The organism is Rhizobium sp. P1_E1, from assembly GCF_056406015.1.
The window spans coordinates 12,351-37,349 of the sequence record NZ_JBFUAY010000052.1 but is presented as its reverse complement, the minus strand read 5'-3'; the positions used below and the strand labels follow the sequence as shown (position 1 = coordinate 37,349).

Genomic DNA, 24,999 nt, shown 5'->3' with positions numbered 1-24,999 from the left:
TCTTCACATCCACAGCGCGGCGAAGATACAGCGCGCCTTCGGCAGCGGCTCTGTCCATCCAGTCCGTCGCCTTGCCGTTGTCCACGAAGGTTCGCTTGAGATTGCCCGAAGACAGCTTATCCACCGTCGTCGAAAGTTCCGCGGAGCCGAAGGCCCACAACGCATCAACGTCATTGTGCGCGGCGAGGATCTTTGCCAGTTCGATCGCCGACCCGGTGACGATATTGACGACACCGGCAGGCACATCCGACGTTTCCAGAACGGAATAGAAATCCGTGGCCGAAAGCGGGAAGGGCTCGCTCGGCACCGCGACGACACGATTGCCGGTGGCAATCAACGGCGCAACCAGACTGATAAAGCCGAGCAGCGGCGCTTCCGGCGGGCATATGACGCCAACGACGCCGATGGCTTCCGGCACGGCCAGAGCTACGCCGCGAAGCGGCGGCTGGTGAATGCTGCCTTCATATTTGTCCGCCCAGGCTGCGTAGGTGAAGAGACGCGAAATCGCGGCGTCGACCTCGGCGTTTGCATTGGCTGCGGAAGCTCCGGTCATCGCTGTTATCCGCGAGGCGAATTCGTCGGCGCGACCACTGAGGTTCTCGGCGATGTAGTAGAGAATCTGGGCGCGGTTATGCGTGGTCGCATTCGACCAGGCGGAGGCGGCCTGTGCGGCAACCACTGCATTGCGGATGTCCTTGCGGTTGCCTTCGCCGACCTCACCGATCGCCTTGCCCTTGGGGGAGGTGATGACACGGGAATAATTGCCGTCCGGGCGCGCCTGCTTGCCACCGATGAAGAGCTTTGCCGTCCGGTCGATACTGGGCAGGGCAAAATCGCCGGCAACCGGCTTCACCTGCGAAAGGGCGGGCATTGCTGCTCGCGCCTTGCGGCCGACCCAAGCCTTCGGCTTCAGATATTCGTAGCAACCTTCCCGTCCGCCTTCGCGGCCGAATCCGGATTCGCGCTTGCCGCCAAAACCGACGGCGGCATCGAAAAGATTGGTGGCATTCACCCAGACCACGCCGGCTGCGAGCTTTGCCGCAACATTCAACGCCAAGCCGATCGTCTCGCTCCAGACGCTGGCGGCGAGGCCGTAGCGGGTGTGATTGGCAAGCTGGATAGCCTCTTCCGGTGTGCGGAAAGTCATGGAGACCGCAACCGGCCCGAAGATTTCCTCGGTCGCGACGATCGAGGTCGGCTGCACGCCGCTGAGAAGCGTCGGCGGGTAGAAGCTGCCGCCCTTCGGCAGGTCGATCTTAGCCTGATGCAGTGTCGCTCCTTCTGAAACTCCCTTTTTCACCAGCGCTTCAATACGCGTCAACTGCACGGGCGCGATGATCGCACCCATATCGATGCACTTGTCCAAAGGCTGACCGACCCGCAATGTCTGCATGCGGCGCTTCAGCCGCTCATGGAAAAGATCGGCAATGCCTTCCTGGACCAGAAGCCGCGAGCCGGCGCAGCAGACCTGTCCCTGGTTGAACCAGATCGCATCGACGACGCCTTCCACGGCGCCATCGATATCGGCGTCGTCAAAAACGACGAAAGGTGACTTGCCGCCGAGTTCCAGCGTCAACGATTTGCCGCTACCTGCGGTACGCTCGCGAATAACGCGCCCGACTTCGGTCGATCCGGTAAAGGCAATTTTGTCGATATCCTCATGCCCGACGAGCAGCGCGCCTGTTTCGCCTTCTCCCGTCACGATATTGAGCACACCCTGCGGAAGGCCCGCTGCGGATGCTAGTTCGGCAAAGAGAAGCGCCGTCAGCGACGTGTATTCGGCAGGCTTCAGGATGACGGCGTTGCCGAGCGCCAAAGCCGGCGCCACTTTCCAGGCCAGCATCAGGAATGGGAAATTCCACGGGATGATCTGGCCGACGACGCCCACCGGCACATGATCGGCAAATTCCGTGTCCTGGATTTGCGCCCATCCGGCGTGATGATAGAAATGACGAGCTGCCAGCGGCACGTCGAGATCGCGGGTCTCGCGGATCGGCTTGCCGTTGTCGATAGCCTCGACCACAGCAATCAGACGCGCATGGCGCTGGATCATCCGGGCAAGCGCATAGAGATGGCGCGCCCGCGCGTGGCCCGGCAGGCGCGCCCATGACGCCTGTGCCTTGCGGGCCGCAGCAACCACATTGTCCACATCCGCCGCGCCGCCGTTCGCGAGCTTCGCCAGGACCTTGCCGGTGGCCGGCTCGAACGTGTCGAAGTTCTTGCCCGACGCGGAGGCCACGAACGCGCCATTGATGAAGTGACCGAAACCGGAAGCGTGGCGCGCTAGCCAGTCGCGAGCTTCGATATCGGATTCAGGGGCAGGGCCGTAGGACATTTCGTCGAAATACTTTGCAACAGTCATCTGGATCATCCAATCGGGTGTCTGTTGAGGGCCGAATAGGCACCGGTGACGTGATGCTCCAGCTGCCGCTCGATATCCGCAAGCAAGCTCGATGCACCGATGCGGAAGAGATCAGACTCCAGCCACTCGCGCCCCAGTTCGTCCTTCATCAGGAACTGGTAGTTCAACACGTCTTTCGCCGCGGAAATGCCACCGGCCGGCTTGTAGCCGATCTTGATGCCGGTGCGCTCCTGATAGGCGCGGATCCCCCGCAGCATGGTCAATGTCACCGCCAGCGTCGCATTGACGCCTTCCTTGCCGGTTGAGGTCTTGATGAAATCGGCTCCCGCCATCATGCAGACCAGCGAGGCCTTGGCGACATTGCGGAGCGTCTTCAGGTCGCCGGTCGCTAGAATAGCCTTGACATGCGCATTACCGCAGGCGGCGCGATATTCTTGCATTTCCTCGTAGAGTGCTGTCCAGTTGCCGGTCAGCACATGCTCGCGGGTGATGACGATGTCGATTTCCTTCGCGCCATCGGCAACCGACGCCTCGATTTCCTTGACCTTGAGGTGGTGCGGGCTGAGACCGGCAGGGAAACCGGTCGAAACCGCGGCGACCGGAATGCCGGAATCCCCAAGCGCCTCGACGGCCGTTGCAACAAAACGATGGTAGACGCAGATGGCGCCGGTGGTGATCGAACGGCCGCTCATGCCAAGCGAATCCAGAATGTCGGCGCGTATCGGATTCATCGCCTTCGCGCACAACCGTTTGACGCGCTCGGGGGTATCGTCGCCGTTCAATGTCGTCAGATCGATGCAGGTCACCGCCTTCAGGAGCCAAGCTGCCTGTGCGTCCTTTTTGACGGTGCGGCGTCCGGGAAGCGAGGCTATGCGGCGCTCGGTGGCAGACAGGTTGACCCGGGTGTCAAGCACCCACGACAGATCGAGTTCCATACCGGTATTGCGCGGCCGGTTATGGGTGCCGTCCGGCGATCGCGAAGGGGCTCCATGATGCGTCGCGTTTGCCGCATTGTGAACAGCAACGGTTTCCAAATAGAATCCTCCCGGTCAGAGCGTGAAGGTCTTGTTGCATCCGTACAGATGCACGCAGCGGAAGCTTCACAACTGGCTCAAATGTGATTTTCTTTTCATTGTTTGTTAGGTTTGCATCACTGTCCTACCGCGTCAAGTTTAGATTTCGACAGACGCCGAAAAAATGCGGATTTCTCAGTCGAAGTCGTTCATACCGTTTTCGGTGATGACCACATCGAACGACTTCATGTCGCTGAAAAAGGCTGGTTTCAACTTGCCGATTTTGCTGCTGTCGGCGAGGAGAATATTCTTTCGTGCCCGAGACATCGCCTTTTTCTTGATTTCCGCTTCGTGAAAATGCGCGCAGGTCGCGCCACGCCGGGCATCGACACCGGCTGCAGAAAGAAATGCCACGTTGATCACAAGCTGGTCGAGCATTTCCAGCCCCGAGGCACCGGAAAAGCTCGCCGATGCGGGGTGGTAAAGACCACCGAGCATAACAAGGCGAACGTTTGGTTTTCGCGTTAGACGATCGGCGACATTCATGGCGTAGCAGATCGCCGTTATGTGAATCCGGTCTGGGAGAAGATCGACCAGATAGGGTAAGGTGGTGCCACAATCGAAAAAGACCGTGTCATCATGGTGAATGTAATCAATGGCTTGTGTGCAAATTTGTCGTTTTGCAGCAGCATGACTGTCGGCGGCCCTGGAAATTTCATAAGGATCGTTTTCCGCTTCGACAGCCGGAACGATATGGCCGCCGAGAAACGCGAATTGGCCTGCATTGGCGCTGACATCACGCCGAACCGTCATCTCCGAGACGCCCAGGATCTCGGCAGCATTCTTGATGTGCAGAATGCGATGTCGTGAAAGGGCCTCGGATAAGACTGCGATGCGCCGGCCCCTGCGACTATCCATATCGCATGTCTCCCTTATCGTTTACACTGCAATAGTGTTCTGATGAAACTATAACAAGGGACTGCCATTCCCATCTGGTTTCTCCCTTGATCTACGATCCGGCATTTGCGCCGAGATACAGCTTTTGCACCGGGCGGTTGCGCGCGACATGGAATAACGTCGCAATTTTATAGGGAAAGCCGTCAATTTGAAATGGGAATTCGTGACTTATTTTTCATTTTTTGATGGAATAGTCACAAAAATGTATCGATGATGCCAACTTCTGCTGCGGGGAGCGGGGTGACGACGAGAGCGACATTCTCGGCCGGCAGGGTCACGGGGCGACTTCGTCACGCCTCTKGTCGGGTACCCTTCCGACCAGAGGCTTCATCCTCGCGACTGCTTAGGAACATTCCTGGCTGCGCACGCTACTCGCCGGCTTTCCTTGCTGCCGTTTCGATCGCATCGGCAACCTTTTCCGGTTGGGAGGCGAAGACGGCGTGGCTGGCCTTGATCTCGGTCACGTCGCTTCCGGCACGTTTTGCCATGTCACGCTCGAGCTCGGGGTTGATGGAGCGATCCTCGGTAGCGACGATCGACCAGCTTTTCTTGGTCCGCCATGCCGGTTGGGTGATCTTGGCGGAGAATGCCTGCTTCGAGGCAAAGACCTGTGACTTTGCCATGAAAGCGGCTTCCGCTTGCGGAAGGTCGGCTGCGAAATCCGCGGCGAAGGCGCCCGGATCGAGATAGAGATATTTGCCGTCCTTCGTTTCCCTTATATCCATGCTGCCGGCAGGCTTCGAGCTGGCGAGGCTGAGCAGACTTTCTCCCTTGTCGGGCTGGAACGCCGCGACATAGACGAGGCCCGCGACATTGGGATCATTGCCGGCTTCGGTGATGACCATGCCGCCATAGCTGTGGCCGACGAGCAGGGTCGGTCCTTCCTGCAGGTCGAGAACGCGCTTGGTCGCCGCCACATCGTCGTCGAGCGAGGTGATGGGCTGCTGGACGATGGTGACGTTGAAGCCGCGCTTTTCGAGAATGTCCGTCGCCTTGCGCCATCCTGAGCCGTCGGCCAGCGCGCCGTGTACGATCACGATGTTCTTGACCGCGGCAGCCTCTGCCGCGAATGCGATGGTGGTGGTGGCGAATGCGAGAGCTGCCGTGAAAGCAAGATGTCTGTTCATGACTATTACTCCTTTGGGTCGCGTTGATGATCGGGATATTGATGCGTTTCAGGTTCAGCCGAAGGTGAAGGCGTAGGCCTGCACACCAGGATCGAGGAAGCTGATCTCGAAGTTGCGGGCGGCGACCGTGCCGGACTGGCGGACGAGCTGGTAAAGCCTGGTCGCGGTCACCGTACCGTTGCCGCCCGCATCGATGTCTGCGCCGTGGTCAGGTCCTGGCGCCTTGCCGTCGATCTTCACCTGGAATCGGATCGGCTTGCTGCCGGCGCCGGGACCAAGAACGAGATGCAGATCGCGGGCGCTGAAGCGATAAGTGATGCCGCCGCCCGGCTGATCAAGCGTCGCCTGATCCCGGCCGACGGTCCAGGTTCCCGACAGGCCCCAGCCATTGAGGCCGGGTTCGGCGATCGAGTAGTTATGCGGCGTGTCTGGCTGCAGCCCTTCCGGAGAGGCGAAGTTCGCCGCCTGTTCGTAGCCGAGATAGGTTTCGCCGGAGCGGATGTTGCCGAGGTCGGGGCCCGCCTCCACGCCCTTGGCATCCGGCACGACCGGCGCACTTGCCGTCGTTTGACTGCCGGCTTCGCGCAGCAGGTCCTGAATGGCCTTTTCGGTCCTGTTGTAATTGCCTTCGCCAAAATGGTGGTAGCGGATCTGGCCTTTGGCATCGATCAGATAGGCGGCAGGCCAGTAGCTGTTTTCGAAGGCGCGCCAGATGCTGTAATCATTGTCGATCGCGACGGGATAGCCGATCTGGAAGTCGCCGATCGCCTTCTTGACGTTGTCGACCTTCTTCTCGAAGGCAAATTCCGGGGCGTGCACGCCGATCACCACGAGGCCGTGGTTCGCATATTTTTCCGCCCAGGCCCTGACATAAGGGATGGTGCGAATGCAGTTGATGCAGGAATAGGTCCAGAAGTCGACGAGCACGACCTTGCCGCGCAGTTGCTCTGATGTCAGCGGCTTGGAGTTCAGCCATTCGACCGCGCCGTCGAGTGAAGGCGCGTAACCTTCGGCGGGCAGATCGCTGCGGAAGGGCTTCTTCGTATCGGCGGCTGCGATCACCATGTCTTTGCTCGCCACTTCGGAGGATGCGCCGCCCAAGGGCTTCGCATGCAGCCTGTCAAGCACGGCCTGTTCCAGGGACGCGGTGCTGGCATAGGAAATCCGCGCCAGCAGGCTGGTATCCAGTCCAAGCGCGATGACGGCGACACCCGCCAACACGGCAGCGCCGAGCACCTGGCGTATCCGGTCGCCGAGGCCGAGCGAGCGTTTCATGGCGGCGAAGAGCTTGCCGCCGACAAGCAGGGCGACGGCAAGCGAAGTTGCAGCACCAGCGGCATAGGCAATCAGCAGGAAGGTCGTTTGCAGATTGGCGCCCTGCAATGCAGCTCCGGTCAGCACAAGGCCGAGGATCGGACCGGCGCAGGGCGCCCAGAGCAGTCCGGTGGCGACGCCGAGAAGAAGCGCGCTCTTCACTGTCGTGGTGCCGCGCCCGCCGCCGGTGGCGTTCATAAGATTGTTGCCAAGGTCGACGATCGGCCGGGCAAGCGTGCTTGCGATGCGCGGCGAAAGCAGGCTTGCGCCGAAGAGAGCAAGCAGGACGATGGCGGCAAGCCGGCCATATTCATTGGCGCGAATGGCCCAGCTACCACCGACTGCGGCAAGCGTGGCGACCAGCGCGAAGGTGGCAGCCATGCCCGCCAGCATCGGCAGCGTGCTCTTGACGAAGGGCTGTCCGGCGCGGGCGAAGACGAAGGGGAGGATGGGCAGGATACACGGGCTGAGGATCGTCAGCGCGCCTCCAAGATAGGCAATGATCAGAAGTGTCATCATCGTTTCCTTTGAAACCGATTGATCGGGCTCTGGGCGGCGATGGGCCTGAACCAGCAACGGCGGGGATATGGCCGGTGTGAAGTATCCGCGATGTGTCCGGCTTTGCGGGAAAATGTACCGAAGTGTCGGCGTCGCGCAGCGGCGATACAAAGCGATACAAACTGCCGCAGTGACGAGGAAACAGCTGCGGCCAATGCGACCACCTGCCGAGGCAGCGCGATTGTATCGGAATGTATCCAGGCGGCCGGAAGCTACATCCGTATTCAAAAAACGGTTGCTTACGACATATCGGGGATACAAGTAGAGCGCCTTTTCGCGACCGTGATCCATTCGACAGGAGAGACCGATGTCAGAGCAAATCAACCACCACCGCCGCCGTTTCTTCGGCATGACGGCAGTCGCCCTTGCGGCCGTCGAGTTCGGGGTGGCCGGCACGGCCGCCGCCCAGTCGTCTGCGGCTGCCGCATCGGTGCCAGCTATAAAGCCCGGAACCAACACGTCCTTCGAAGCGCTGAAGCAGGTCAAGGCAGGCGTGCTCGACATCGGTTATGCCGAGGCGGGAAAGGCGGATGCCCCTGTCGTATTGCTGCTGCATGGCTGGCCCTATGACATCTATAGTTTCGTCGATGTCGCGCCGCTGCTTGCCTCGGCAGGCTACAGGGTGATCGTGCCTTATCTGCGCGGTTACGGGACGACCCGCTTCCTGGACGACCAGACGCCGCGCAATGGCCAGCCGTCAGCGCTCGCCGCCGATATGATCGCGCTGCTTGATGCGCTCGATATCGAGAAGGCTGTCATTGCCGGCTACGACTGGGGCGGGCGGACCGCCAACATCATGGCGGCGCTCTGGCCCGAGCGCTGCAAGGCGATGGTATCGGTGAGCGGCTACCTGATCGGCAGCCAGGAGGCCAACAAGAAGCCGCTTCCGCCGAAAGCCGAACTTGCCTGGTGGTACCAGTTCTATTTCGCTACCGAACGCGGTCGTCAGGGATACGAGAGCAACACGCATGATTTCGCAAAGCTTATCTGGCAGACGGCATCGCCGAAGTGGAACTTCGACGATGCGACATTCGACAGATCGGCTGCTGCCTTCGACAATCCCGATCACGTCGCGATCGTCATACACAATTATCGCTGGCGCCTGGGGCTTGTCGAAGGCGAGGCCAAGTACGATGCCTACGAGACGACGCTCGCCGCAACGCCCGTCATTTCGGTGCCGACCATCACCATGGAGGGCGATGCAAATGGTGCGCCGCATCCGCAGCCTTCCGCCTATGCCGGAAAATTCTCCGGCAAATACGAGCATCGGACGATCGACGGCGGCATTGGCCACAACCTGCCTCAGGAAGCGCCGCAGGCCTTCGCGCAAGCTGTCATAGATGTCGATCGCTTCTAATGTCAGCGCCGCCGGTCGCAGAGCCTCGTTGCTCCGACCGGCGGAATATGCGTAGCTCGCGTCAACCGCCTCGACATCGAGGCGGAGGGCGGGGGCCGCTTCTATCGGTAAGGAATAGGGAAATATGGATCATGTCGATCACATCCTGATCGTCGATGACGATCGCGAAATCCGCGAGCTGGTATCGGGCTACCTGCAAAGGAACGGCCTGCGCACGAGCGTTGCCGCTGACGGGCGCCAGATGCGCAGTTTTCTCGAAGCCAATGCCGTCGACCTGATCGTGCTCGATGTGATGATGCCCGGCGATGACGGGCTGGTGCTGTGCCGTGAACTGCGCGCCGGCCGGCACAAGGCGATCCCGATTCTGATGCTGACGGCCCGTACCGACGAGATGGACAGGATCCTCGGACTGGAGATGGGCGCCGACGACTATCTTCCCAAGCCCTTTGCCGCGCGGGAACTGCTCGCCCGCATCAAGGCGGTGCTGCGGCGCACGCGGATGTTGCCGCCCAACCTGCAGATCAGCGAGGCCGGCCAATTGCTGACTTTCGGCGACTGGCGGCTCGATACGGTGGCCCGGCACCTTCTCGACAAGGAAGGGACCGCGATTGCGCTCAGCGGCGCCGAATACCGTCTGCTTCGCGTGTTCATCGACCATCCGCAGCGGGTGCTCAATCGCGACCAGCTTTTGAGCCTGACGCAGGGCCGCGACGCCGATCTCTTCGATCGGTCTATCGATCTCCTGGTCAGCCGCCTGCGTCAAAGGCTGGGCGACGACGCGCGCGAACCGACCTACATCAAGACGGTGCGTAGCGAAGGCTATGTGTTTTCGGTTCCGGTCGAAATCTTGGAGCTGCGCCAATGAAGGCGGCAATCCGCTTGCGTTCGGGCCTGACGTGGCCGAGCACGTTGCGGTCGCGGATCTTTCTCATCCTGCTGATCGGATTGGCCTTGGCCTACGGGCTGTCGTTCAGTGTGCTCTATATGGAGCGGTACATGTCGGCCAAAGCCGTGATGCTCGGCACGCTGGAGAGCGACGTTGCAACGTCGATTGCCGTTCTCGATCGGCTTCCGCCAGGCGAACGCGGCGATTTGCTCGACCGGCTGAGCCGCGGCAATTATCGTTTCATGCTCGGGCCCGGCCTTCCCGGCGTGGCTGACACGTCAAGTAAAGGGGCGGAAATCTCAGGAAAGATCGAGGAGGCCATCGGGCACCGCTTTCCAATCCGGATCGAACGAATTCCTGGCGATGTGAACCGGCTGCAGGCGCATCTGACGCTCAGCGACGGAAGCCCGTTGACGATCGACGTCACGCCGAAGGGCGTCATGCCGATTGCCGCATGGCTACCCTATGTCTTCGTCGTCCAGATGGTGCTGCTCATCCTCTGCACCTGGTTCGCGGTTCGCCAGGCGATCCGGCCGCTCGGCGAGCTTGCCGCCGCCGCCGATGCGCTTGACCCGAACAAGGACGGCCCGGCGATGAGTGAGGCGGGGCCGAGCGAGGTCGCGCATGCGGCAAGAGCATTCAACGCGATGCGGGAGCGGATCGCCCATTACCTCGAAGAGCGCGTCCAGATACTGGCGGCCATCTCGCATGACCTGCAGACGCCGATCACCCGCATGCGGCTGCGCGCCGACATGGCGGAGGATTCACCGGAGAAAGACAAGCTGGTGCACGATCTCGGCGAGATCCAGCGCCTCGTTCAGGACGGCATTGCCTATGCACGCAGCGCGCATGGCAATGGCGAGAAGAGTGCCCGCATCGATCTCGCCTCGTTCATCGACAGCATAGCCTACGACTACCAGGATACTGGAAAGGCCGTCACCGTGGTCGGCCTGGTTCAGGGTGCTGCCTTCACCAAGCCGCATGCTCTTCGCCGCATCCTGTCGAATTTCATCGACAATGCGCTGAAGTTTGCCGGTGCTGCCGAGATCAGCGTCGCGCGCAGCGCCGAGAACGATATCGTCATATCAGTCATGGACCGCGGGCCGGGAATTCCGGACGATATGCTGGAAGCCGCCATGCAGCCTTTCTTCCGGCTGGAACAATCCCGCAACCGGGAGACCGGCGGCACCGGTCTCGGTCTTGCGATCGCCCAGCAGCTGACGGCCAAGATCGGCGGATCACTCCGGCTCTACAATCGCGCCGGCGGCGGTCTGGCGGCAGAAGTCACCATCCGTTGACGTCGGCAGTCACCGCAAAATTTCGAGATGTTTGTATTTAAGGATGTCCGCGATATCGGATGCTACGTTTTGTGACATTTCGGGCGATTTCGGAAACATGGCGGATATATCCGTCGGTCAAACCACACTCCGTCAACCCGGCCGCGCAGCGCGGCCAGTCGCCTGGAGCGACGCAACACAAGGAGTGTTCCATGACAAAGATCGACAAGGTTCTCTATACCGGCAAGACCCACACGACGGGCGGGCGCGACGGCGCGTCGCACAGTGACGACGGCCAGCTTGATATCAAGCTTTCGCCTCCGGGCAGCAACCGCGCCGGCACCAATCCCGAACAGCTTTTTGCCGCCGGCTGGTCTGCCTGCTTCATCGGCGCGATCGGTTTCGCCGCGGCTAATCAAAAGGTCAAGCTTCCAGCCGATCTTGCCGTTGACACCGAGGTCGATTTGGGAACCGCCGATGGCGGCTATTTCCTGCAGGCCCGTCTCAAGGTCAGCCTGCCCGGGATCGAAGCGGATGTGGCACGAGCCCTCATTGAAGAGGCTCACCAGACCTGCCCCTATTCGAAGGCCACGCGCGGCAATATCCATGTCGAATTGACCGTTGCCTGATGGATGGATTTTTCGCCGGCCTTGGCTGCGGAGGGCAGGGAACAGGAGCCGAAAACAAGCAGGTCGAGGCCGATCGGGCCTCGTCGATGGAGGTTTTTATGAGATTGATGATCATCTGCATTCTGGGAGCGGTGGTCTTCGCCGCGCCCTGCATCTACGACGTAAGCTCGCAGGAGCCTTCGCCGCTTGCGGGCCTCGTAACGGCGGCATCTGCAGCTTCGCCTTCGGGGGACCAGAGGCCGTTCGAGCCGATTTCGGCGTCAAGGCAACCCCTCGTCTGACCTCACCAAAGGAGAAAGACCGTGAAGCTCTATCAGAATGAAATTTCCTCGGCGACATCTCGCGTCCGCATCGCGCTCGCCCTCAAGGGACTGACGGCAGAAGCGCTGCCGGTTAGCATCCTCGGTGAGGATGCCGAGAGCCGGCAGGCCGGATATCGCAGCGTCAATCCGCAGGGGCTCGTGCCGGCCTTGCTGACGGATAGCGGTGTCCTCCTTACCCAGTCGCTGGCGATCGTTGAATATCTCGACGAGATCAAGCCCGAACCGCCGCTATTGCCGGACACTGCGGAAGGCCGGGCGCAGGCGCGGTCGATCGCGCTTGCGATCGCAGCCGAGATCCATGCGCTGCTGCCCCCGCGGATCGGCCTGCATCTCGGCAAGGTCTTCCAGGCGGATGCCGATGCCATTACTGCCTGGAATCGTCATTGGGTCGGCGAGGGAATGGCCGCGGTCGAGACGATGATCGCCGGCCGCAGGCAGGGAGCCTTCGCCGTTGGGGATCAGCCTGGTATTGCCGAGATCTTCCTCTTCCCGCAGGCGATCAGCGCCCGGCGCCTCGGCTTCGATCTCGCCCGCTGGCCCAATATCGCGGAGATCGTCGCCAGACTGGAATCGATACCGGCTTTCCAGGAGAATGCACCGGCGCCGAGACGATGATCCAATCTATCAAGAATCGGCCGCAAGTGACTGCGGCCGATTCTCTTCTGGTGTTCTAGCCTTGGCGATGAGACGTCGCCTTCATGGCCCGTCGGCAGCTTTTAGCGGTTGACCCTTGCCTGCAGGTGCGCGGGATAACGATCGCCTTCCACCTTGATCGTGGCCAGCGCGCTTTCGATGCTGGCAAGATCCTCAGCCGTCAGTTCGACTTCAGCGGCCTGGATGTTCTCCTCGAGGCGATGCAGCTTGGTAGTGCCGGGGATCGGCACGATCCAGGCCTTCTGCGCCAGCAGCCATGCGAGAGCCACTTGGGCGGAGGTTGCCTTTTTGCGGGCGGCGATTTCTCCGAGACGATCAACGAGCGCCTGGTTGGCCTTTCGCGCCTCGTGAGAAAAGCGTGGCACGACGTTGCGGAAATCCTTGCTGTCGAAGGTGGTCGTTTCACTGATCGCGCCAGTCAGGAAGCCCTTACCAAGCGGGCTGAAGGGCACGAAACCGATGCCGAGCTCTTCCAGCGTCGGCAGGATTTCCTGCTCGGGTTCGCGCCACCACAGCGAATATTCGCTCTGTAGCGCTGCCACCGCCTGGACGGCATGGGCGCGGCGGATCGTCTGGGCGCCTGCTTCCGAGAGGCCGAAATGTCTGACCTTGCCTTCCGCGATCAGCGCCTTGACCGTGCCGGCGACATCCTCGATCGGAACATCGGGATCGACGCGATGCTGGTAGAAGAGATCGATGACATCGGTCTTCAAACGCTTCAGCGCCTGGTCGGCCACCGCGCGGATCTGTTCCGGCCGGCTGTTCATGCCGCTCTGGCCGCCATTGGCATCGAAGTTGAAACCGAATTTCGTGGCGATCACCACCTCCTCGCGAAAGGGCGCCAAGGCCTCTCCCAGAAGCTCTTCGTTCTTATAGGGGCCATAGGCCTCGGCCGTGTCGAAGAAGGTCACGCCGCGTTCAAATGCCCGCCGGATCAGTGCGGTCGCTTCCTGAATATCTGTCGCTGGGCCATAACCGTAACTCAGCCCCATGCAGCCGAGACCGATGGCTGAGACATGAAGTCCGCTCTTTCCAAGTTCACGTTTCTGCATAGAAGTTTCCTCTTCTAACCTTGGTATTGCGTGTCGGTGACATGCTCCATCCAGTCGACGACCTTGCCGTCGAGCTGTTCCTGGATGGCGATATGGGTCATCGCCGTCGTCGGCGATGCGCCGTGCCAATGGCGTTCACCCGGTGCGAAGCAGACGACGTCGCCGGCGCGAATCTCCTCGACCGGGCCGCCTTCGCGCTGCACGCGACCGCAGCCCGATGTGACGATCAGCGTCTGGCCGAGCGGATGGGTGTGCCAGGCGGTGCGGGCTCCGGGCTCGAAGGTGACGCTGGCGCCAGCCGCGCGTGCGGGGCTGGTCACGGCAAACAGTGGGTCGACACGCACGCTGCCGGTAAACCAGTCGGCTGGTCCCTTGGCCGAAGGCTGCGAACCGCTTCGCTTGATATCCATCTTTGTCTTCCTTTCGATGTCGGGGTGGACATGTCCACTCGAGCAGCAAGGTATTTAGCGCGTGTGTTTGGTCGCGATTAGATGGTATAAACGGCAAGAACCCATGAGAAAGTTTCATGAATGCCGCGCCCCGCCGTCAACGACCTCATCGCCTTCCTCGCCGTTGCACGCGCACATAGCTTCACCAAGGCGGCGGGCAAGCTGGGTGTGTCGCAATCGGCGCTCAGCCACACCATCCGCGGGCTCGAGGAGCGGCTTGGACTGCGATTGCTGACCCGCACGACCCGCAGCGTCGCGCCGACAGAGGCCGGTGAACGCCTGCTCGTCTCCATCGGACCGCGGCTCGACGAGATCGAGAGTGAGCTGGCTGCCTTGAGCGCCTTCCGGGAGAAGCCGGCAGGCACCATCCGCATCAATGCCGGCGAGCATGCGGCCGATGCCGTCCTCTGGCCCGCCTTGCAAAAGCTCCTGCCTGATTATCCCGATATCAATGTCGAAATCATCGTCGACTACGGTCTGACCGACATCGTCGCGGAGCGCTACGATGCGGGGGTGCGGCTTGGAGAACAGGTGGCGAAGGACATGATCGCGGTGCGCATCGGCCCCGACATGCGGATGGCCGTGGTCGGCGCGCCCGCCTATTTCGACACCAGGCCGAAGCCGCTGACGCCACAGAACCTTACGGATCACAATTGCATCAATCTGCGTCTGCCGACCTATGGCAGCGTTTATGCGTGGGAGTTCGAGAAGGACGGGCGCGAGCTCAGGGTTCGGGTCGAAGGACAGTTGATCTTCAACAATATAGCCCTGCGGCTGAACGCGGTGCTGGCTGGTCTTGGGCTGGCCTATATGCCGGAGGACTTGGTCGAGGCGCATCTTGCCGACGGGCGGCTGGTGCGCGTCCTCGAGGATTGGTGTCTGCCGTTTTCCGGCTACCATCTCTACTATCCGAGCCGCCGGCATACGTCGCCGGCATTCGCCCTCGTCGTCGATGCACTTCGCTATCGAGGATAGACGCCCACTATGTCGGGCCGCCCGGACAGGAGTGATCGGCTCTTGCCGGAAGCGAACTCATGCCTGCCAGTGATTTGACATTCCATCACTCGCCGCTAATTCACACTTGAAATTGAAGGAAACAGTGAATGAATACTGCGGCACCTGCCACGAAAGCTCGGACCGGCGTGTCCGGTTTGGATACAGTTCTGGCGGGGGGGCTCTCGCCGGGGCACGTTTTTCTCCTGGAGGGGAATCCGGGAGCTGGCAAAACGACGATTGCGCTGCAGTTCCTGATCGAAGGTGCGCGGCTCGGCGAGCAGGGGCTCTACATCACCCTTTCGGAAACCGAGAGCGAACTTCGGGCCGGTGCCGCATCGCACGGCATGGTGATCGATGGGAATATCGAGGTCTTCGAGGTCGTGCCTCCGGAAAGCCTGCTGGATGCCGACCAGCAGCAGAGCCTGCTTTATTCGTCGGATCTTGAACTCGGAGAGACGACAAAGGAAATCTTTGCCGCTTTCGAGCGGATCAAGCCACGTCGCGTGGTTCTCGACAGTCTGTCGGAGATAAGGCTGCTCGCGCAAAGCTCGTTGCGCTACCGCCGGCAGATCCTCGCGCTCAAACATTATTTTGCCCGACAAGGCGCGACAGTCCTTCTGCTCGATGATCTGACGTCCGAGGTGCTCGACAAGACAGTGCACAGCGTCGTGCACGGCGTCATCCATCTCGAAGAGATGGCGCCGAGCTACGGCTCCGAACGCCGACGTCTCAGGGTCATAAAATATCGCGGACAGGCCTTCCGCGGCGGCTATCACGATTTCATCATCCAGACTGGCGGGGTTAAAGTCTTTCCGCGGCTCGTCGCCGCCGAACACAGGTCGAGTTACGCCCGTGATCAGATTTCCTGCAATATTGCAGAACTGGATCTRCTTCTCGGAGGTGGCCTCGAACGAGGTTCCAGTACACTCATACTTGGTCCCGCCGGCACCGGCAAAAGCACGTTCTCTTTTCAATTCCTGATGGCTGCGGTCGCGCGCGGCGAGAAAGTGGCGGCCTTCATTTTTGACGAGGAGCTGGGCCTGCTCTTCACGCGGCTGAAGGCGCTCGGAATGGATCTCGAAGCCATGCGAAACGCGGGTGATATCCACATCGAACAGCTCGATGCCGCCGAACTGTCGCCGGGCGAATTCGCCCACCGAGTGCGCAATTGCGTCGACAAGGCGGATGCGAAAACCGTCATCATCGATAGTATCAACGGTTACCAAGCTTCGATGCCGGATGAGAATTCGCTGATCCTTCATATGCATGAGCTGCTGCAATATTTGAACAGGCAAGGCGCCAACACCTTTCTCACCGTGGCCCAGCACGGGCTGGTCGGTGACATGAAGGCACCTGTCGACGTTACCTATCTCGCCGATACCGTCATTCTGCTGCGTTACTTCGAGGCGGCCGGAAAGGTGCGGCGGGCAGTCTCGGTGATCAAGAAGAGGACCGGCTTTCACGAGGACACCATCCGGGAGTATCGCATAGACGCTTCCGGCTTGAGGTTCGGCGATCCTCTCGTCGGGTTCCAGGGCGTGCTTCGCGGCGTTCCCGAATTTGTCACGACCTCAACGCCGCTCCTTGCGACCGATGGCGGGGATAGCGGCAATTCCTAATTCCGGCAAACCGAAAGCATTGATCTACACCCCCGTCGGTCGCGATGCCTGGGTGGCGAGATCATTGGTCGATGAGGCCGGATTGGCATCGATTGCCACCACCGACCTGCCTATGTTCGCGTCATCGCTCAGCGATGACGTCGCGCTTGGCGTCCTGACGGAGGAGGCCGTTCGCTCGAGCGATCTCAAGCCGATCGCCGCCTGGGTTTCGGCCCAGCCGAGCTGGTCTGACCTACCGTTCATCGTGCTCACCACACGTGGTGGCGGACCTGAACGAAATCCGGCCGCTGCCAGGCTTTCCGAGGTTCTTGGCAACGTCACCTTCCTGGAAAGGCCGTTCCATGCGACCTCCTTCATCAGCGTTGCCCGGACCGCATTGAAGGGGCGCCTGCGCCAATATGAAGCGCGAGCCCGGCTCGAGGCTCTGGGCGAGGGAGAGCGACGGTTGCAGACGGCGCTTGCCGCCGGTCGTCTCGGGGCGTGGGAGCTGGAGCTGTCCTCGATGGCCCTGTCTGCTTCAGCCACCTGCAAGGCGGTCTTCGGCCGAGGGCCGGATGACGATGTCACGCGCGACGATCTGATCGCAAGCATCCACCCCGACGACCGGGATCTTGTGCTGGCACGGTTGCGCCAGACGATCGATACTGGACGCGACTATTCGATCGAGCACAGGACGATCTGGCCGGATGGATCGCTGCATTGGACCGAGGTCCACGCGCAGCTTTATTCCGACAGATATGGTTCCGCCATGAAACTCGTCGGCGTCTGCTCCGATACCACTGTCCGCAAGACCATTGAGGAAAATCTGAGACGGCTCAATGAAAACCTCGAAGAGCGCGTGAGGGAGCGGACCAAAGAGGTCAACGCCGCTCACCAGACCCTGCTCGAAGAAGTCGCCCAGCGTGAAAGAGCCGAGGAGCAGCTTCGCCAATCGCAGAAGATGGAGGCGATCGGCCAACTGACCGGCGGCGTCGCACACGATTTTAACAATCTGCTGATGGTCGTTCTCGGAAATCTGGAGCTGCTCGGCAAGCATGTTGCCGGAGATGCCAAGGCGACGCGCCTGGTCGACGGGGCGATTCAGGGTGCGCGGCGCGGGGCGGCGCTGACGCAGCGGCTGCTGGCTTTTGCCAGACAGCAGGATCTGCAGGTCAAGCCGATCGATCTGGCCGAGCTGGTCTCCGGCATGAAAGATCTGCTGCGGCGCTCTGTGGGATCCTCGATCAGCATCGAAACCATCCTGCCGGCAACCCTGCCGCCGGCGCTGGTCGATGCGAACCAGCTCGAACTGGCGCTGCTCAACCTTGCGGTCAATGCCCGCGATGCGATGCCGGATGGCGGGACGCTGTCCATATCGCTGCGTGATGCGCAGGTGGCCGGCGATGACGGCACTCTCGACAAGGGCGCCTATCTTGTGTTGGCGGTGGCCGATAGCGGCACCGGCATGGACGCGGAGACGCTGAAGAAGGCGGTCGATCCGTTTTTCTCGACCAAGGAACTCGGAAAGGGCACGGGCCTCGGCTTATCGATGATCCACGGGCTTGCCGTTCAGCTCAATGGCGCACTTCGTCTGACAAGCGAACTTGGGGTCGGGACGACCGCTGAGTTGTGGCTTCCGGCAACCGAACAGCGCCCCGAGCGGGTGATCGAAGCGGAACTGCCCGTTCCGCAAGCTGCATCCAGACTGAAGATCCTGCTGGTCGATGACGATGCCTTGATCGCCATGAGTTCGGTCGACATGCTTGAAGATCTCGGCCACGAGGTCGTCGAAGCAAACTCCGGCGCGCAGGCGCTGGAACTGATCAGCAGCGGTCAGCATTTCGACCTTGTCATAACCGACTATTCGATGCCTGGTATGACCGGCGCACAGCTTGCCCAGGCCGCAAGGGAGATTTATCCAGCATTGCCGATCGTGCTGGCGACAGGTTACGCCGATCTTCCCGCCGGCACCGATATCGATCTTCCGAGATTGGCAAAGCCCTATGATCAGGCTCAGCTCGCCAAGGAAATCGCCAAGGCGATGGCAAGCGAAACAATTCAGCTTCTCAGGTCCGGCAGTGGTGCACGGGGCTCAGGGCCTCCACTGCCGCGCGTCCTTTCAGGCGCGCAAAGGACGCTGTAACACTTTTAAGCGCTGCATCATTTTGTCCTTAATTCGATTCCGATTTAAGAATTATGCCTTGGCCTGTCCAAGGCCGACGATGCCAGCAATGAAATCGGCGATGGCGCCCGTGTCGTCCAGATCGAAGACCGGCAGGGCCGTATCCGTGACGGCATGATCGGCGGCGATAGCGCAGATATGGGGATCGCTTGGTGCCAACGGTTCACGATTTGCCGCCTCCAGGCGGCGGGCCTCGATCTTCGGGATCGGCTCGCGCTTGTAACCTTCGATCAGCACGAGGTCGCAGGGGGCGAGGCGGGCGAGGATCTCCTCGAACACAGGTTCGGGGGCACCGCGCAGCTCGTGCATGATGGCGTAGCGGGTGCCGGAGACGATGGTGACCTCGTGGGCGCCGGCCTGGCGGTGGCGGTAGCTGTCGGCCCCGACCTTGTCGATGTCGAAATCATGATGGGCGTGCTTGATCGTCGAGATCCTGTAGCCGCGGCGGGTGAACTCCGTCACCAGTCGGACGGCGAGCCCCGTCTTGCCTGAGTTCTTCCAGCCGGCGATGCCGAAGATTTTCGGTGCGGTCATCCGCGAAGGGCCTCCAGCCAGCGTTCCGCCTCGACGAGATCGTCGGGCGTATTGATGTTGAAGAAAGGGTCGAGCAGGCTGGCGCGGGTCGGATGCAGCGGAAACGCCACTTCCGTAACGTCATGCCGTAACAGGAAGTCGCGTACGCGGCGCTTCTCGTCGGTGGTGATCCAGGCTTCGAGATCGGCGGCCAGCGTCACCGGCCACAGCCCGAAGACGGGATGGCTGCGGCCCTCGGAGGCGGCAATGGCGATCTGCGACGGGTGCTCGATCGCTGCCGCCAGCCGGGCGACGAGATCGGCCGGGAAGAACGGGCAATCCACCGAGACGGTGACGACATGGGTGATCGAGGGCAGGCCGGCGGCATAGACCATGGCTGCATGGATGCCGGCCATCGGCCCGGCCTTACCGCGAAAACGGTCAGGAACGACAGGCACGCCCTCGGCGGCGGCATCGGCATTGACGGCAACGAGCGGGGCCTGCTGCGAGAGGCGGGTCAGCACATGGTGGAGCAGGCTCTCGGCCCCGAGCATCACGCCTGCCTTGTCGCGGCCCATGCGCTGCGAGCGGCCGCCGGCCAATACGACGCCTGCTATATCAGATCTGCCAAGCGAGAATTCAGCCATCATCCTTCCTCAGACCGGCGCGCGCGGCGCGGATTCCTGCGCGATCGGCGATACGCGGCGCTTGGCCTCACGATAGAACGTATAGAGGCCGGAGGCGATGACGATCGCAGCGCCGACGAGCGTCCAGCTGTCAGGCACTTCGGCGAAGAAGAGGAAGCCGAGCAGAGAGGAAAAGATCAGGCTGGTATAGCGGAACGGCGCGACGAAGGAGATTTCGCCGGTGCGCATGGCGAGGATAACCGACTGGTAGCCGACGAGCACCAGCACCGATGCGAGCACGAGATGCCCAAGTGCGCTAGCGCTGACCGGCTGCCAGCCGCCGAGCAGCGGGATGAGCAGCGCGCCGAAGAAGGAGGCTGATATGGCGGTGATGACGGTTATCATCAGTGAGGGAATTTCCGGGCTGATGCTCCGGGTGGCGAGATCGCGGCCGGCCGTCGTCAGCACCGCGGCGACGCAGAGCAGGGCGGCGGCGGTGAATCCTTCCGGGCCAGGGCGGATAATGATCATCACGCCGACGAGGCCGACGAGGATCGCCGACCAGCGCCTCCAGCCGACCGGCTCACCGAAGAACAGCGCAGCACCGAAAGTGACGACCAACGGCAGCGACTGCAGGATCGCCGAGGCATTGGCGATCGGCATCATGCCGAGCGCGGTGATATAGGTGACGGCGGAGAGCGTCTCGCAGATGATCCTGAAGATGATCATCGGCTGCAGCATGATGCGCCAGGAGCGCAGCGCGCCCATTTTCCAGGCAATCAGATAGACGAGCAGGCTGGTGAAGAGACCGCGCAGGAACATGATCTCGCCGGCGTTCATATAGGCGATCACCGATTTGGACAGAGCGTCGCTCGCGGAAAAGCCGGCCATTGCCATGCTCATATAGATGGCGCCCTCAGTATTGCGTGACCGCGGCATGAAGAGATTCCCGTTACCTGTGCGCTCCTTTTAGTCGCGAAGATGCATGAAGGGAATCGGATGAATGTCACACCAGGGATAAATCGATGATGCGGTGCACAATGGCGCTGATGTCAACGCAGGCGTGTGGGTGGAAGTCTAGACAAGTGCCTGTTTTATAACGTGAATTCCGATATTTCCGACGCCGCGATCAAGGCGTCGATGAGGACGCGCCGTCGCGTTGCCGGTTCGGCCATAGGCGTTTTTCTCGTCCTGCTCGGGAAACGGGTGGCTGCATCGCCTGATGTTTGAGCATCTCAGGTCTCGCAACAACCCAGGAGAGATCGATATGACACTTCTCAACGACAAGATCGCAATCATCACCGGCGCAAGTTCCGGCATCGGCCGCGCGGCGGCGAAACTCTTTGCACGGCAGGGCGCCAAGCTCGTGGTCACCGGCCGGCGGCAGGACGCGCTCGATGCCATCATCGCGGAAATCGAGGCGGAGGGTGGTCAGGCCGTCGCCATATCAGGCGATGTCAGGGACGAGGCGCTGCAGGCAAGGCTCGTCGAGACGGCAGTTTCGCGTTTCGGCCGGCTCGACATCGCCTTCAACAATGCCGGCATCCTCGGTGAGATGGGGCCGGTCGCCGGGCTGTCGCTGGAGGGCTGGCGCGAGACGATCGAGACCAATCTCACCGCCGCCTTCCTCGGCGCCAAGCACCAGTCGGCGGCGATGGGAAAAGGCGGCGGATCGCTGATCTTCACCTCGACTTTCGTCGGCCACACCGTCGGCATGCCTGGCATGGCCGCCTATGCGGCGAGCAAGGCGGGGCTGATCGGCTTCGTGCAAGTGCTCGCCGCTGAACTCGGAGCGCAGAAGATCCGCGTCAACGCATTGCTTCCCGGCGGCACCGACACACCCGCCAGCATTACCAACGCGCCGGATGCCACGCCGGAGGTGCTCGCCTTCGTGGAGGGGCTGCATGCGCTGAAACGCATGGCGCAACCCGAAGAGATCGCCAATGCGGCGCTTTTCCTCGCCTCCGACATGTCGAGCTTCGTGACCGGCACGGCGATGCTGGCGGATGGTGGGGTTTCGATCAGCCGGACATAGGACCGGCAAGGGAAGGTGCCGTCAGTGTCATCACTGCGGCACGTTCTTTGTTGCGGCGGGCTATGCCGCCGCAACTAAGGCATCGATCAGGCGACTTCGCGTATGTCTCTTTCCGCCTGGCGGTCGAGGTAGGCGACCAGATCCTCGATGGTGACGAGGGGTAGGTTGTGGCGTTCGGCGAAGAGCGTGAGTTCGGGCAGACGGGACATGGTTCCGTCGTCGTTGGCGACTTCGCAGATGACGCCGGCGGGGACCCTTCCGGCGAGGCGGGCGAGATCGACGGCGGCTTCGGTATGGCCGGGGCGGCCGAGCACGCCGCGGGGGTTGGCGCGCAGCGGAAAGATGTGACCGGGGCGGGCGAATTCATCTGGCTTTGCGCGATCGTCGACGAGGGCGCGGACGGTGGCGGCGCGGTCGGCAGCCGAGATGCCCGTCGTCGTGCCCTTGAGATAATCGACCGAGACCGTAAAGGCGGTTTTGTGCGATTCCGTGTTGTTGGGCACCATCAGCGGAATATCGAGCGCATCGAGGCGCTCGCCTTCCATGGCAATGCAGACGAGGCCGCGGGCGTGGGTCATCATGAAGGCGATTGTTTCCGGAGTAACGGCATCGGCCGCGACCACGATATCGCCTTCGTTTTCCCGGTTTTGGTCGTCAACGACGACGACCATCTTGCCGCTGGCAATGGCTGATATGGCATCTTCAATTGTTGCAATAGTCATGCTGTCTGGCCTTTCAAGGGTTATGTCAGCGTACTGACATGGTCTGCTCGGCTCAATCCGTGAGCGAGCCTTCTGCCCTTGGGCGAACAAACGTCAGCCGACTCCGTGATGGAGTGCGACTGCCCGTGTTGTCCTCTTCCATCCGGACTATACCGTCGGCTCCGGCATCTCACCGGATCTGCTGACCTTCCAGCAATTCAAAGTGCTACAGCGTCGTTTGCGCGTCTGAAAGACGCGCGGCGCTGTGGTGCCGGAAGCGCTCGCGGGCTCCAGGATTGCTCCTGATACCGCCGGTGGGGAATTGCACCCCGCCCTGAGAACATTTCAAAGATAGGATCAAAAACAGGCGGATGGCAAGGTCACTCGACCGGGCAAAAATGCAAAGCTGCCCTAACGCCGATGGACACACTGTTCACATGGAGGCGACGACCGGCTCGCCTTCCGTGCTTCGTTGGTGGTTTGATCCTTCCATGCATGTCGTTGTCCCAAACCACTGCGCACTTTTAGGCGACATGCATCAGGACATGATCAGGCCGCCGTCGACATTGATCGTCTGGCCGGTGATATAGGCGGCGTCATCGCTGGCGAGGAAGGTGACCAGGCCGGCGACATCCTCTCCGGAGCCGGCCCGTTTCATCGGGATGCCCGCGACCCATTCCTTCATCAGTTCGCCGGGGGCGTAGTTGCCGAGCAGCTTGCCCCAGGCCTGGTCGTTATAGGCCCACATGTCGGTCTCGATGATGCCGGGGCAGAAGGCGTTGACGGTGATCTTCTCGGTCGCGACTTCCTTGGCCAGGCTCTGGGTGATGCCGACGACGCCCATCTTCGAGGCGGCGTAATGCGGGGTGTAGATGAAGCCATCGCGGGCCTGGCCGGAAGCGGTGTTGATAATGCGGCCGCCGCGCTTGTGCTTGCGCATTCTTGATATCGCCTCCTGAGCGCAGAGGAAAACGCCTTTGGTGTTGACGGCCATCACCTTGTCCCACTCGTTTTCGGTCAGGTCCTCGACCCGGGCGATGGTAATGACGCCGGCATTCTGGATCGAGACGTCGACCGAGCCGAATTCCTTCTCGGCGGCATCGTAGAGGGCCTTGACGCTTGCCTTGTCGGTAACGTCGCCGATGAAGGAGATCGCCTTGCCGCCTTCGGCCCGGATCTGTTCGGCAACGCCGTGGACCAGCTCCTCGTTGGCCGAAACGACGAGATTGGCGCCTTCGCGCGCAAAGCGTCTGGCGATGGCAGCGCCGATGCCGCGGCTGCCTCCCGTGATCACGACCGTCTTATCTTCGAAGCGTTTCATGCTCTTTCCTTCCCGGTAAACAGCAAATCTGGGCGTGACCTGCCCTGCGATGATTATTGGAGCTCAAGCGGTTGCCGAGATAGTCTTGGCGAATTCAGGCAGTCTTGGGCGCCGTCCGTTCGACAGCCCGTTCGATCGGCGTGAAGGGCGGGCAGACGACGATATCGCACGCCGTCTTGCCCGTTATTCCCTTCAGCGCCTCGATCTCAGCTAGGGAGGAAGCGAGACCGTTCATTATCCAATTGCCGGCAATGAGCTTTCGCCTCGCCATCACCAGCAGCAGAAACCGCCGTCGACGAGAAGATCGACGCCGGTCACGAAGCTTGCCGCATTCGACAGCAAGAACACTGCCGGGCCAACCATCTCGTCCACCGCTGCCATTCGCTGCATTGGCGTTTGCTCTTCGAAGAGCTTGGTCTGATGAACCATCTCCGGACGGGTGTTCATGGGCGTTGCCGTGTATCCGGGGGAGATGGTGTTGACGCGAATGCCGCGGTCGACCCATTCCATCGCCATAGACTTCGACATATGGATCACGCCCGCCTTGGAGGCGTTATAGTGCGCTTGGCTCAGTCCTCGGTTTACGATCACACCCGACATGGAAGCGATGTTGACGATGGAGCCGCGTCCATTCTTCAGCATGGCGCGAGCCTCTGCCTGGCAGGAAAGAAAGACGCCTTTCAGGTTGATATCCATCAACGTCTGATATTGGTCCTCCTCCATCTCTTCCGCTGCGTTCGCGTTAGCGATGCCCGCCGCGTTGACTGCAAGTGTCAATGCGCCGAGATCTGCCTCGGTCCGTGCTATTGCCTCTCCAAGGGAAGACTTGCTCGTGACATCAGCCGCGATCTGGATCGAACGGCGGCCAGCGGCGCGAATATGTTCAGCCGTCCTGGCCAGCCCGTCGTCGGTTCGACGGTCGAGTAACGCCACGTCGGCGCCGCACTGTGCAAGGCCGATGGCAATGCGCTGCCCGATGCCGCTGCCGGCTCCGGTAACGATGGCAACCTGGCCGCTGAGATCGAAAAGCTTCGGGGCGTTCAGAGTGATGTCGGACACCGCTCTTCCT

Annotated in this window: 24 protein-coding genes and 1 riboswitch; of the genes, 10 read left to right on the top strand and 14 right to left on the bottom strand. The window is 61.3% G+C overall.

Going from position 1 to position 24,999, the window contains the following annotated elements:
- The 5 genes from AC1D1Z_RS18685 to AC1D1Z_RS18665 all read right to left on the bottom strand — a co-directional run.
- Window positions 1-2,362, bottom strand: a 2,362-nt coding sequence (locus AC1D1Z_RS18685; RefSeq protein ID WP_477851538.1) for an aldehyde dehydrogenase family protein, incomplete at its 3' end; no start/stop codon positions are given.
- A gap of 5 nt (window positions 2,363-2,367) precedes the next feature.
- Entirely contained in the window at window positions 2,368-3,396 is a 1,029-nt protein-coding gene (gene deoC / locus AC1D1Z_RS18680; RefSeq protein WP_477851536.1) for a deoxyribose-phosphate aldolase, read from the bottom strand.
- Window positions 3,397-3,570: 174 nt separating this feature from the next.
- The gene (locus AC1D1Z_RS18675) at window positions 3,571-4,293 is read right to left on the bottom strand and encodes a DeoR family transcriptional regulator (protein WP_018446394.1); all 723 of its coding nucleotides are present in this window, start codon (window positions 4,291-4,293) and stop codon (window positions 3,571-3,573) included.
- 407 nt (window positions 4,294-4,700) lie between these two features.
- Window positions 4,701-5,459, bottom strand: a complete 759-nt coding sequence (locus AC1D1Z_RS18670; RefSeq protein ID WP_130652543.1) for an alpha/beta fold hydrolase — start codon at window positions 5,457-5,459, stop codon at window positions 4,701-4,703.
- A gap of 54 nt (window positions 5,460-5,513) precedes the next feature.
- On the bottom strand, window positions 5,514-7,289 hold the full coding sequence (locus AC1D1Z_RS18665) for a cytochrome c biogenesis protein DipZ (RefSeq protein ID WP_130652542.1): 1,776 nt from the start codon (window positions 7,287-7,289) through the stop codon (window positions 5,514-5,516).
- Between the two features lie 349 nt (window positions 7,290-7,638).
- On the opposite strand from AC1D1Z_RS18665, the gene AC1D1Z_RS18660 reads away from it, so the two are divergent.
- From AC1D1Z_RS18660 to maiA, 6 genes are all read left to right on the top strand, one after another.
- Window positions 7,639-8,688, top strand: a complete 1,050-nt coding sequence (locus AC1D1Z_RS18660) for an alpha/beta fold hydrolase (RefSeq protein WP_130652541.1) — start codon at window positions 7,639-7,641, stop codon at window positions 8,686-8,688.
- A 124-nt stretch (window positions 8,689-8,812) separates the two neighbouring features.
- The gene (locus AC1D1Z_RS18655; protein ID WP_130652540.1) at window positions 8,813-9,553 is read left to right on the top strand and encodes a response regulator; all 741 of its coding nucleotides are present in this window, start codon (window positions 8,813-8,815) and stop codon (window positions 9,551-9,553) included.
- Complete coding sequence (locus AC1D1Z_RS18650) at window positions 9,550-10,872, top strand: sensor histidine kinase (protein WP_130652539.1); 1,323 nt, start codon at window positions 9,550-9,552, stop codon at window positions 10,870-10,872. The genes AC1D1Z_RS18655 and AC1D1Z_RS18650 overlap by 4 nt, the downstream gene beginning before the upstream one ends.
- A 191-nt stretch (window positions 10,873-11,063) precedes the next feature.
- Entirely contained in the window at window positions 11,064-11,480 is a 417-nt protein-coding gene (locus AC1D1Z_RS18645; RefSeq protein WP_003559993.1) for an organic hydroperoxide resistance protein, read from the top strand.
- 98 nt (window positions 11,481-11,578) lie between these two features.
- Entirely contained in the window at window positions 11,579-11,761 is a 183-nt protein-coding gene (locus AC1D1Z_RS18640) for a hypothetical protein (RefSeq protein ID WP_026188419.1), read from the top strand.
- A 21-nt stretch (window positions 11,762-11,782) separates the two neighbouring features.
- The gene (maiA, locus tag AC1D1Z_RS18635; RefSeq protein ID WP_130652538.1) at window positions 11,783-12,418 is read left to right on the top strand and encodes a maleylacetoacetate isomerase; all 636 of its coding nucleotides are present in this window, start codon (window positions 11,783-11,785) and stop codon (window positions 12,416-12,418) included.
- A 101-nt stretch (window positions 12,419-12,519) separates the two neighbouring features.
- Here the strand turns inward: maiA and AC1D1Z_RS18630 are convergent, their stop codons facing one another.
- Both AC1D1Z_RS18630 and AC1D1Z_RS18625 read right to left on the bottom strand, forming a co-directional pair.
- Window positions 12,520-13,509: an aldo/keto reductase gene (locus AC1D1Z_RS18630; protein WP_130652537.1), complete on the bottom strand. Its 990-nt coding sequence runs from the start codon at window positions 13,507-13,509 to the stop codon at window positions 12,520-12,522.
- Window positions 13,510-13,523: 14 nt separating this feature from the next.
- The gene (locus AC1D1Z_RS18625; protein WP_047621375.1) at window positions 13,524-13,919 is read right to left on the bottom strand and encodes a (R)-mandelonitrile lyase; all 396 of its coding nucleotides are present in this window, start codon (window positions 13,917-13,919) and stop codon (window positions 13,524-13,526) included.
- A 120-nt stretch (window positions 13,920-14,039) separates the two neighbouring features.
- Between AC1D1Z_RS18625 and AC1D1Z_RS18620 the strand changes: the two genes are divergently transcribed.
- The 3 genes from AC1D1Z_RS18620 (at window position 14,040) to AC1D1Z_RS18610 (ending at window position 18,695) form a co-directional block, all read left to right on the top strand.
- Window positions 14,040-14,933, top strand: coding sequence for a LysR family transcriptional regulator (locus tag AC1D1Z_RS18620; protein WP_047621373.1), 894 nt, complete (start codon window positions 14,040-14,042; stop codon window positions 14,931-14,933).
- A gap of 128 nt (window positions 14,934-15,061) precedes the next feature.
- Window positions 15,062-16,573: an ATPase domain-containing protein gene (locus AC1D1Z_RS18615; RefSeq protein ID WP_130652536.1), complete on the top strand. Its 1,512-nt coding sequence runs from the start codon at window positions 15,062-15,064 to the stop codon at window positions 16,571-16,573.
- Window positions 16,548-18,695 (top strand): ATP-binding protein, encoded by a 2,148-nt coding sequence (locus AC1D1Z_RS18610; protein WP_113542114.1) that lies wholly within the window; start codon window positions 16,548-16,550, stop codon window positions 18,693-18,695. Before AC1D1Z_RS18615 ends, AC1D1Z_RS18610 begins: the two co-directional genes overlap by 26 nt.
- Window positions 18,696-18,746: 51 nt before the next feature.
- Here the strand turns inward: AC1D1Z_RS18610 and mobB are convergent, their stop codons facing one another.
- The 3 genes from mobB to AC1D1Z_RS18595 are packed head-to-tail and all read right to left on the bottom strand — an operon-like array spanning window position 18,747 to window position 20,812.
- The gene (mobB, locus tag AC1D1Z_RS18605; RefSeq protein WP_115157448.1) at window positions 18,747-19,268 is read right to left on the bottom strand and encodes a molybdopterin-guanine dinucleotide biosynthesis protein B; all 522 of its coding nucleotides are present in this window, start codon (window positions 19,266-19,268) and stop codon (window positions 18,747-18,749) included.
- Window positions 19,265-19,894 carry a molybdenum cofactor guanylyltransferase MobA gene (gene mobA, locus AC1D1Z_RS18600; RefSeq protein WP_047621368.1) on the bottom strand — a complete coding sequence of 210 codons (630 nt, stop codon included), beginning with the start codon at window positions 19,892-19,894 and terminating at the stop codon, window positions 19,265-19,267. The genes mobB and mobA overlap by 4 nt, the downstream gene beginning before the upstream one ends.
- A gap of 9 nt (window positions 19,895-19,903) precedes the next feature.
- Entirely contained in the window at window positions 19,904-20,812 is a 909-nt protein-coding gene (locus AC1D1Z_RS18595) for a DMT family transporter (protein ID WP_115157449.1), read from the bottom strand.
- 328 nt (window positions 20,813-21,140) lie between these two features.
- On the opposite strand from AC1D1Z_RS18595, the gene AC1D1Z_RS18590 reads away from it, so the two are divergent.
- The gene (locus AC1D1Z_RS18590; protein WP_130652535.1) at window positions 21,141-21,908 is read left to right on the top strand and encodes an SDR family oxidoreductase; all 768 of its coding nucleotides are present in this window, start codon (window positions 21,141-21,143) and stop codon (window positions 21,906-21,908) included.
- A gap of 86 nt (window positions 21,909-21,994) precedes the next feature.
- Here the strand turns inward: AC1D1Z_RS18590 and ribB are convergent, their stop codons facing one another.
- The 4 genes from ribB to AC1D1Z_RS18570 all read right to left on the bottom strand — a co-directional run bounded on the left by ribB (window position 21,995) and on the right by AC1D1Z_RS18570 (window position 24,989).
- On the bottom strand, window positions 21,995-22,630 hold the full coding sequence (ribB, locus tag AC1D1Z_RS18585) for a 3,4-dihydroxy-2-butanone-4-phosphate synthase (protein WP_130652534.1): 636 nt from the start codon (window positions 22,628-22,630) through the stop codon (window positions 21,995-21,997).
- A gap of 126 nt (window positions 22,631-22,756) precedes the next feature.
- A riboswitch (FMN riboswitch) is annotated at window positions 22,757-22,955 on the bottom strand.
- A 192-nt stretch (window positions 22,956-23,147) separates the two neighbouring features.
- The gene (locus AC1D1Z_RS18580; protein ID WP_047621361.1) at window positions 23,148-23,930 is read right to left on the bottom strand and encodes a glucose 1-dehydrogenase; all 783 of its coding nucleotides are present in this window, start codon (window positions 23,928-23,930) and stop codon (window positions 23,148-23,150) included.
- Between the two features lie 94 nt (window positions 23,931-24,024).
- Complete coding sequence (locus AC1D1Z_RS18575; RefSeq protein WP_162710255.1) at window positions 24,025-24,165, bottom strand: hypothetical protein; 141 nt, start codon at window positions 24,163-24,165, stop codon at window positions 24,025-24,027.
- A gap of 35 nt (window positions 24,166-24,200) precedes the next feature.
- A complete protein-coding gene (locus AC1D1Z_RS18570) occupies window positions 24,201-24,989 on the bottom strand; it encodes an SDR family oxidoreductase (protein WP_028733040.1) in 789 nt (262 codons plus the stop codon).
- Between the last annotated feature and the right edge of the window lie 10 nt (window positions 24,990-24,999).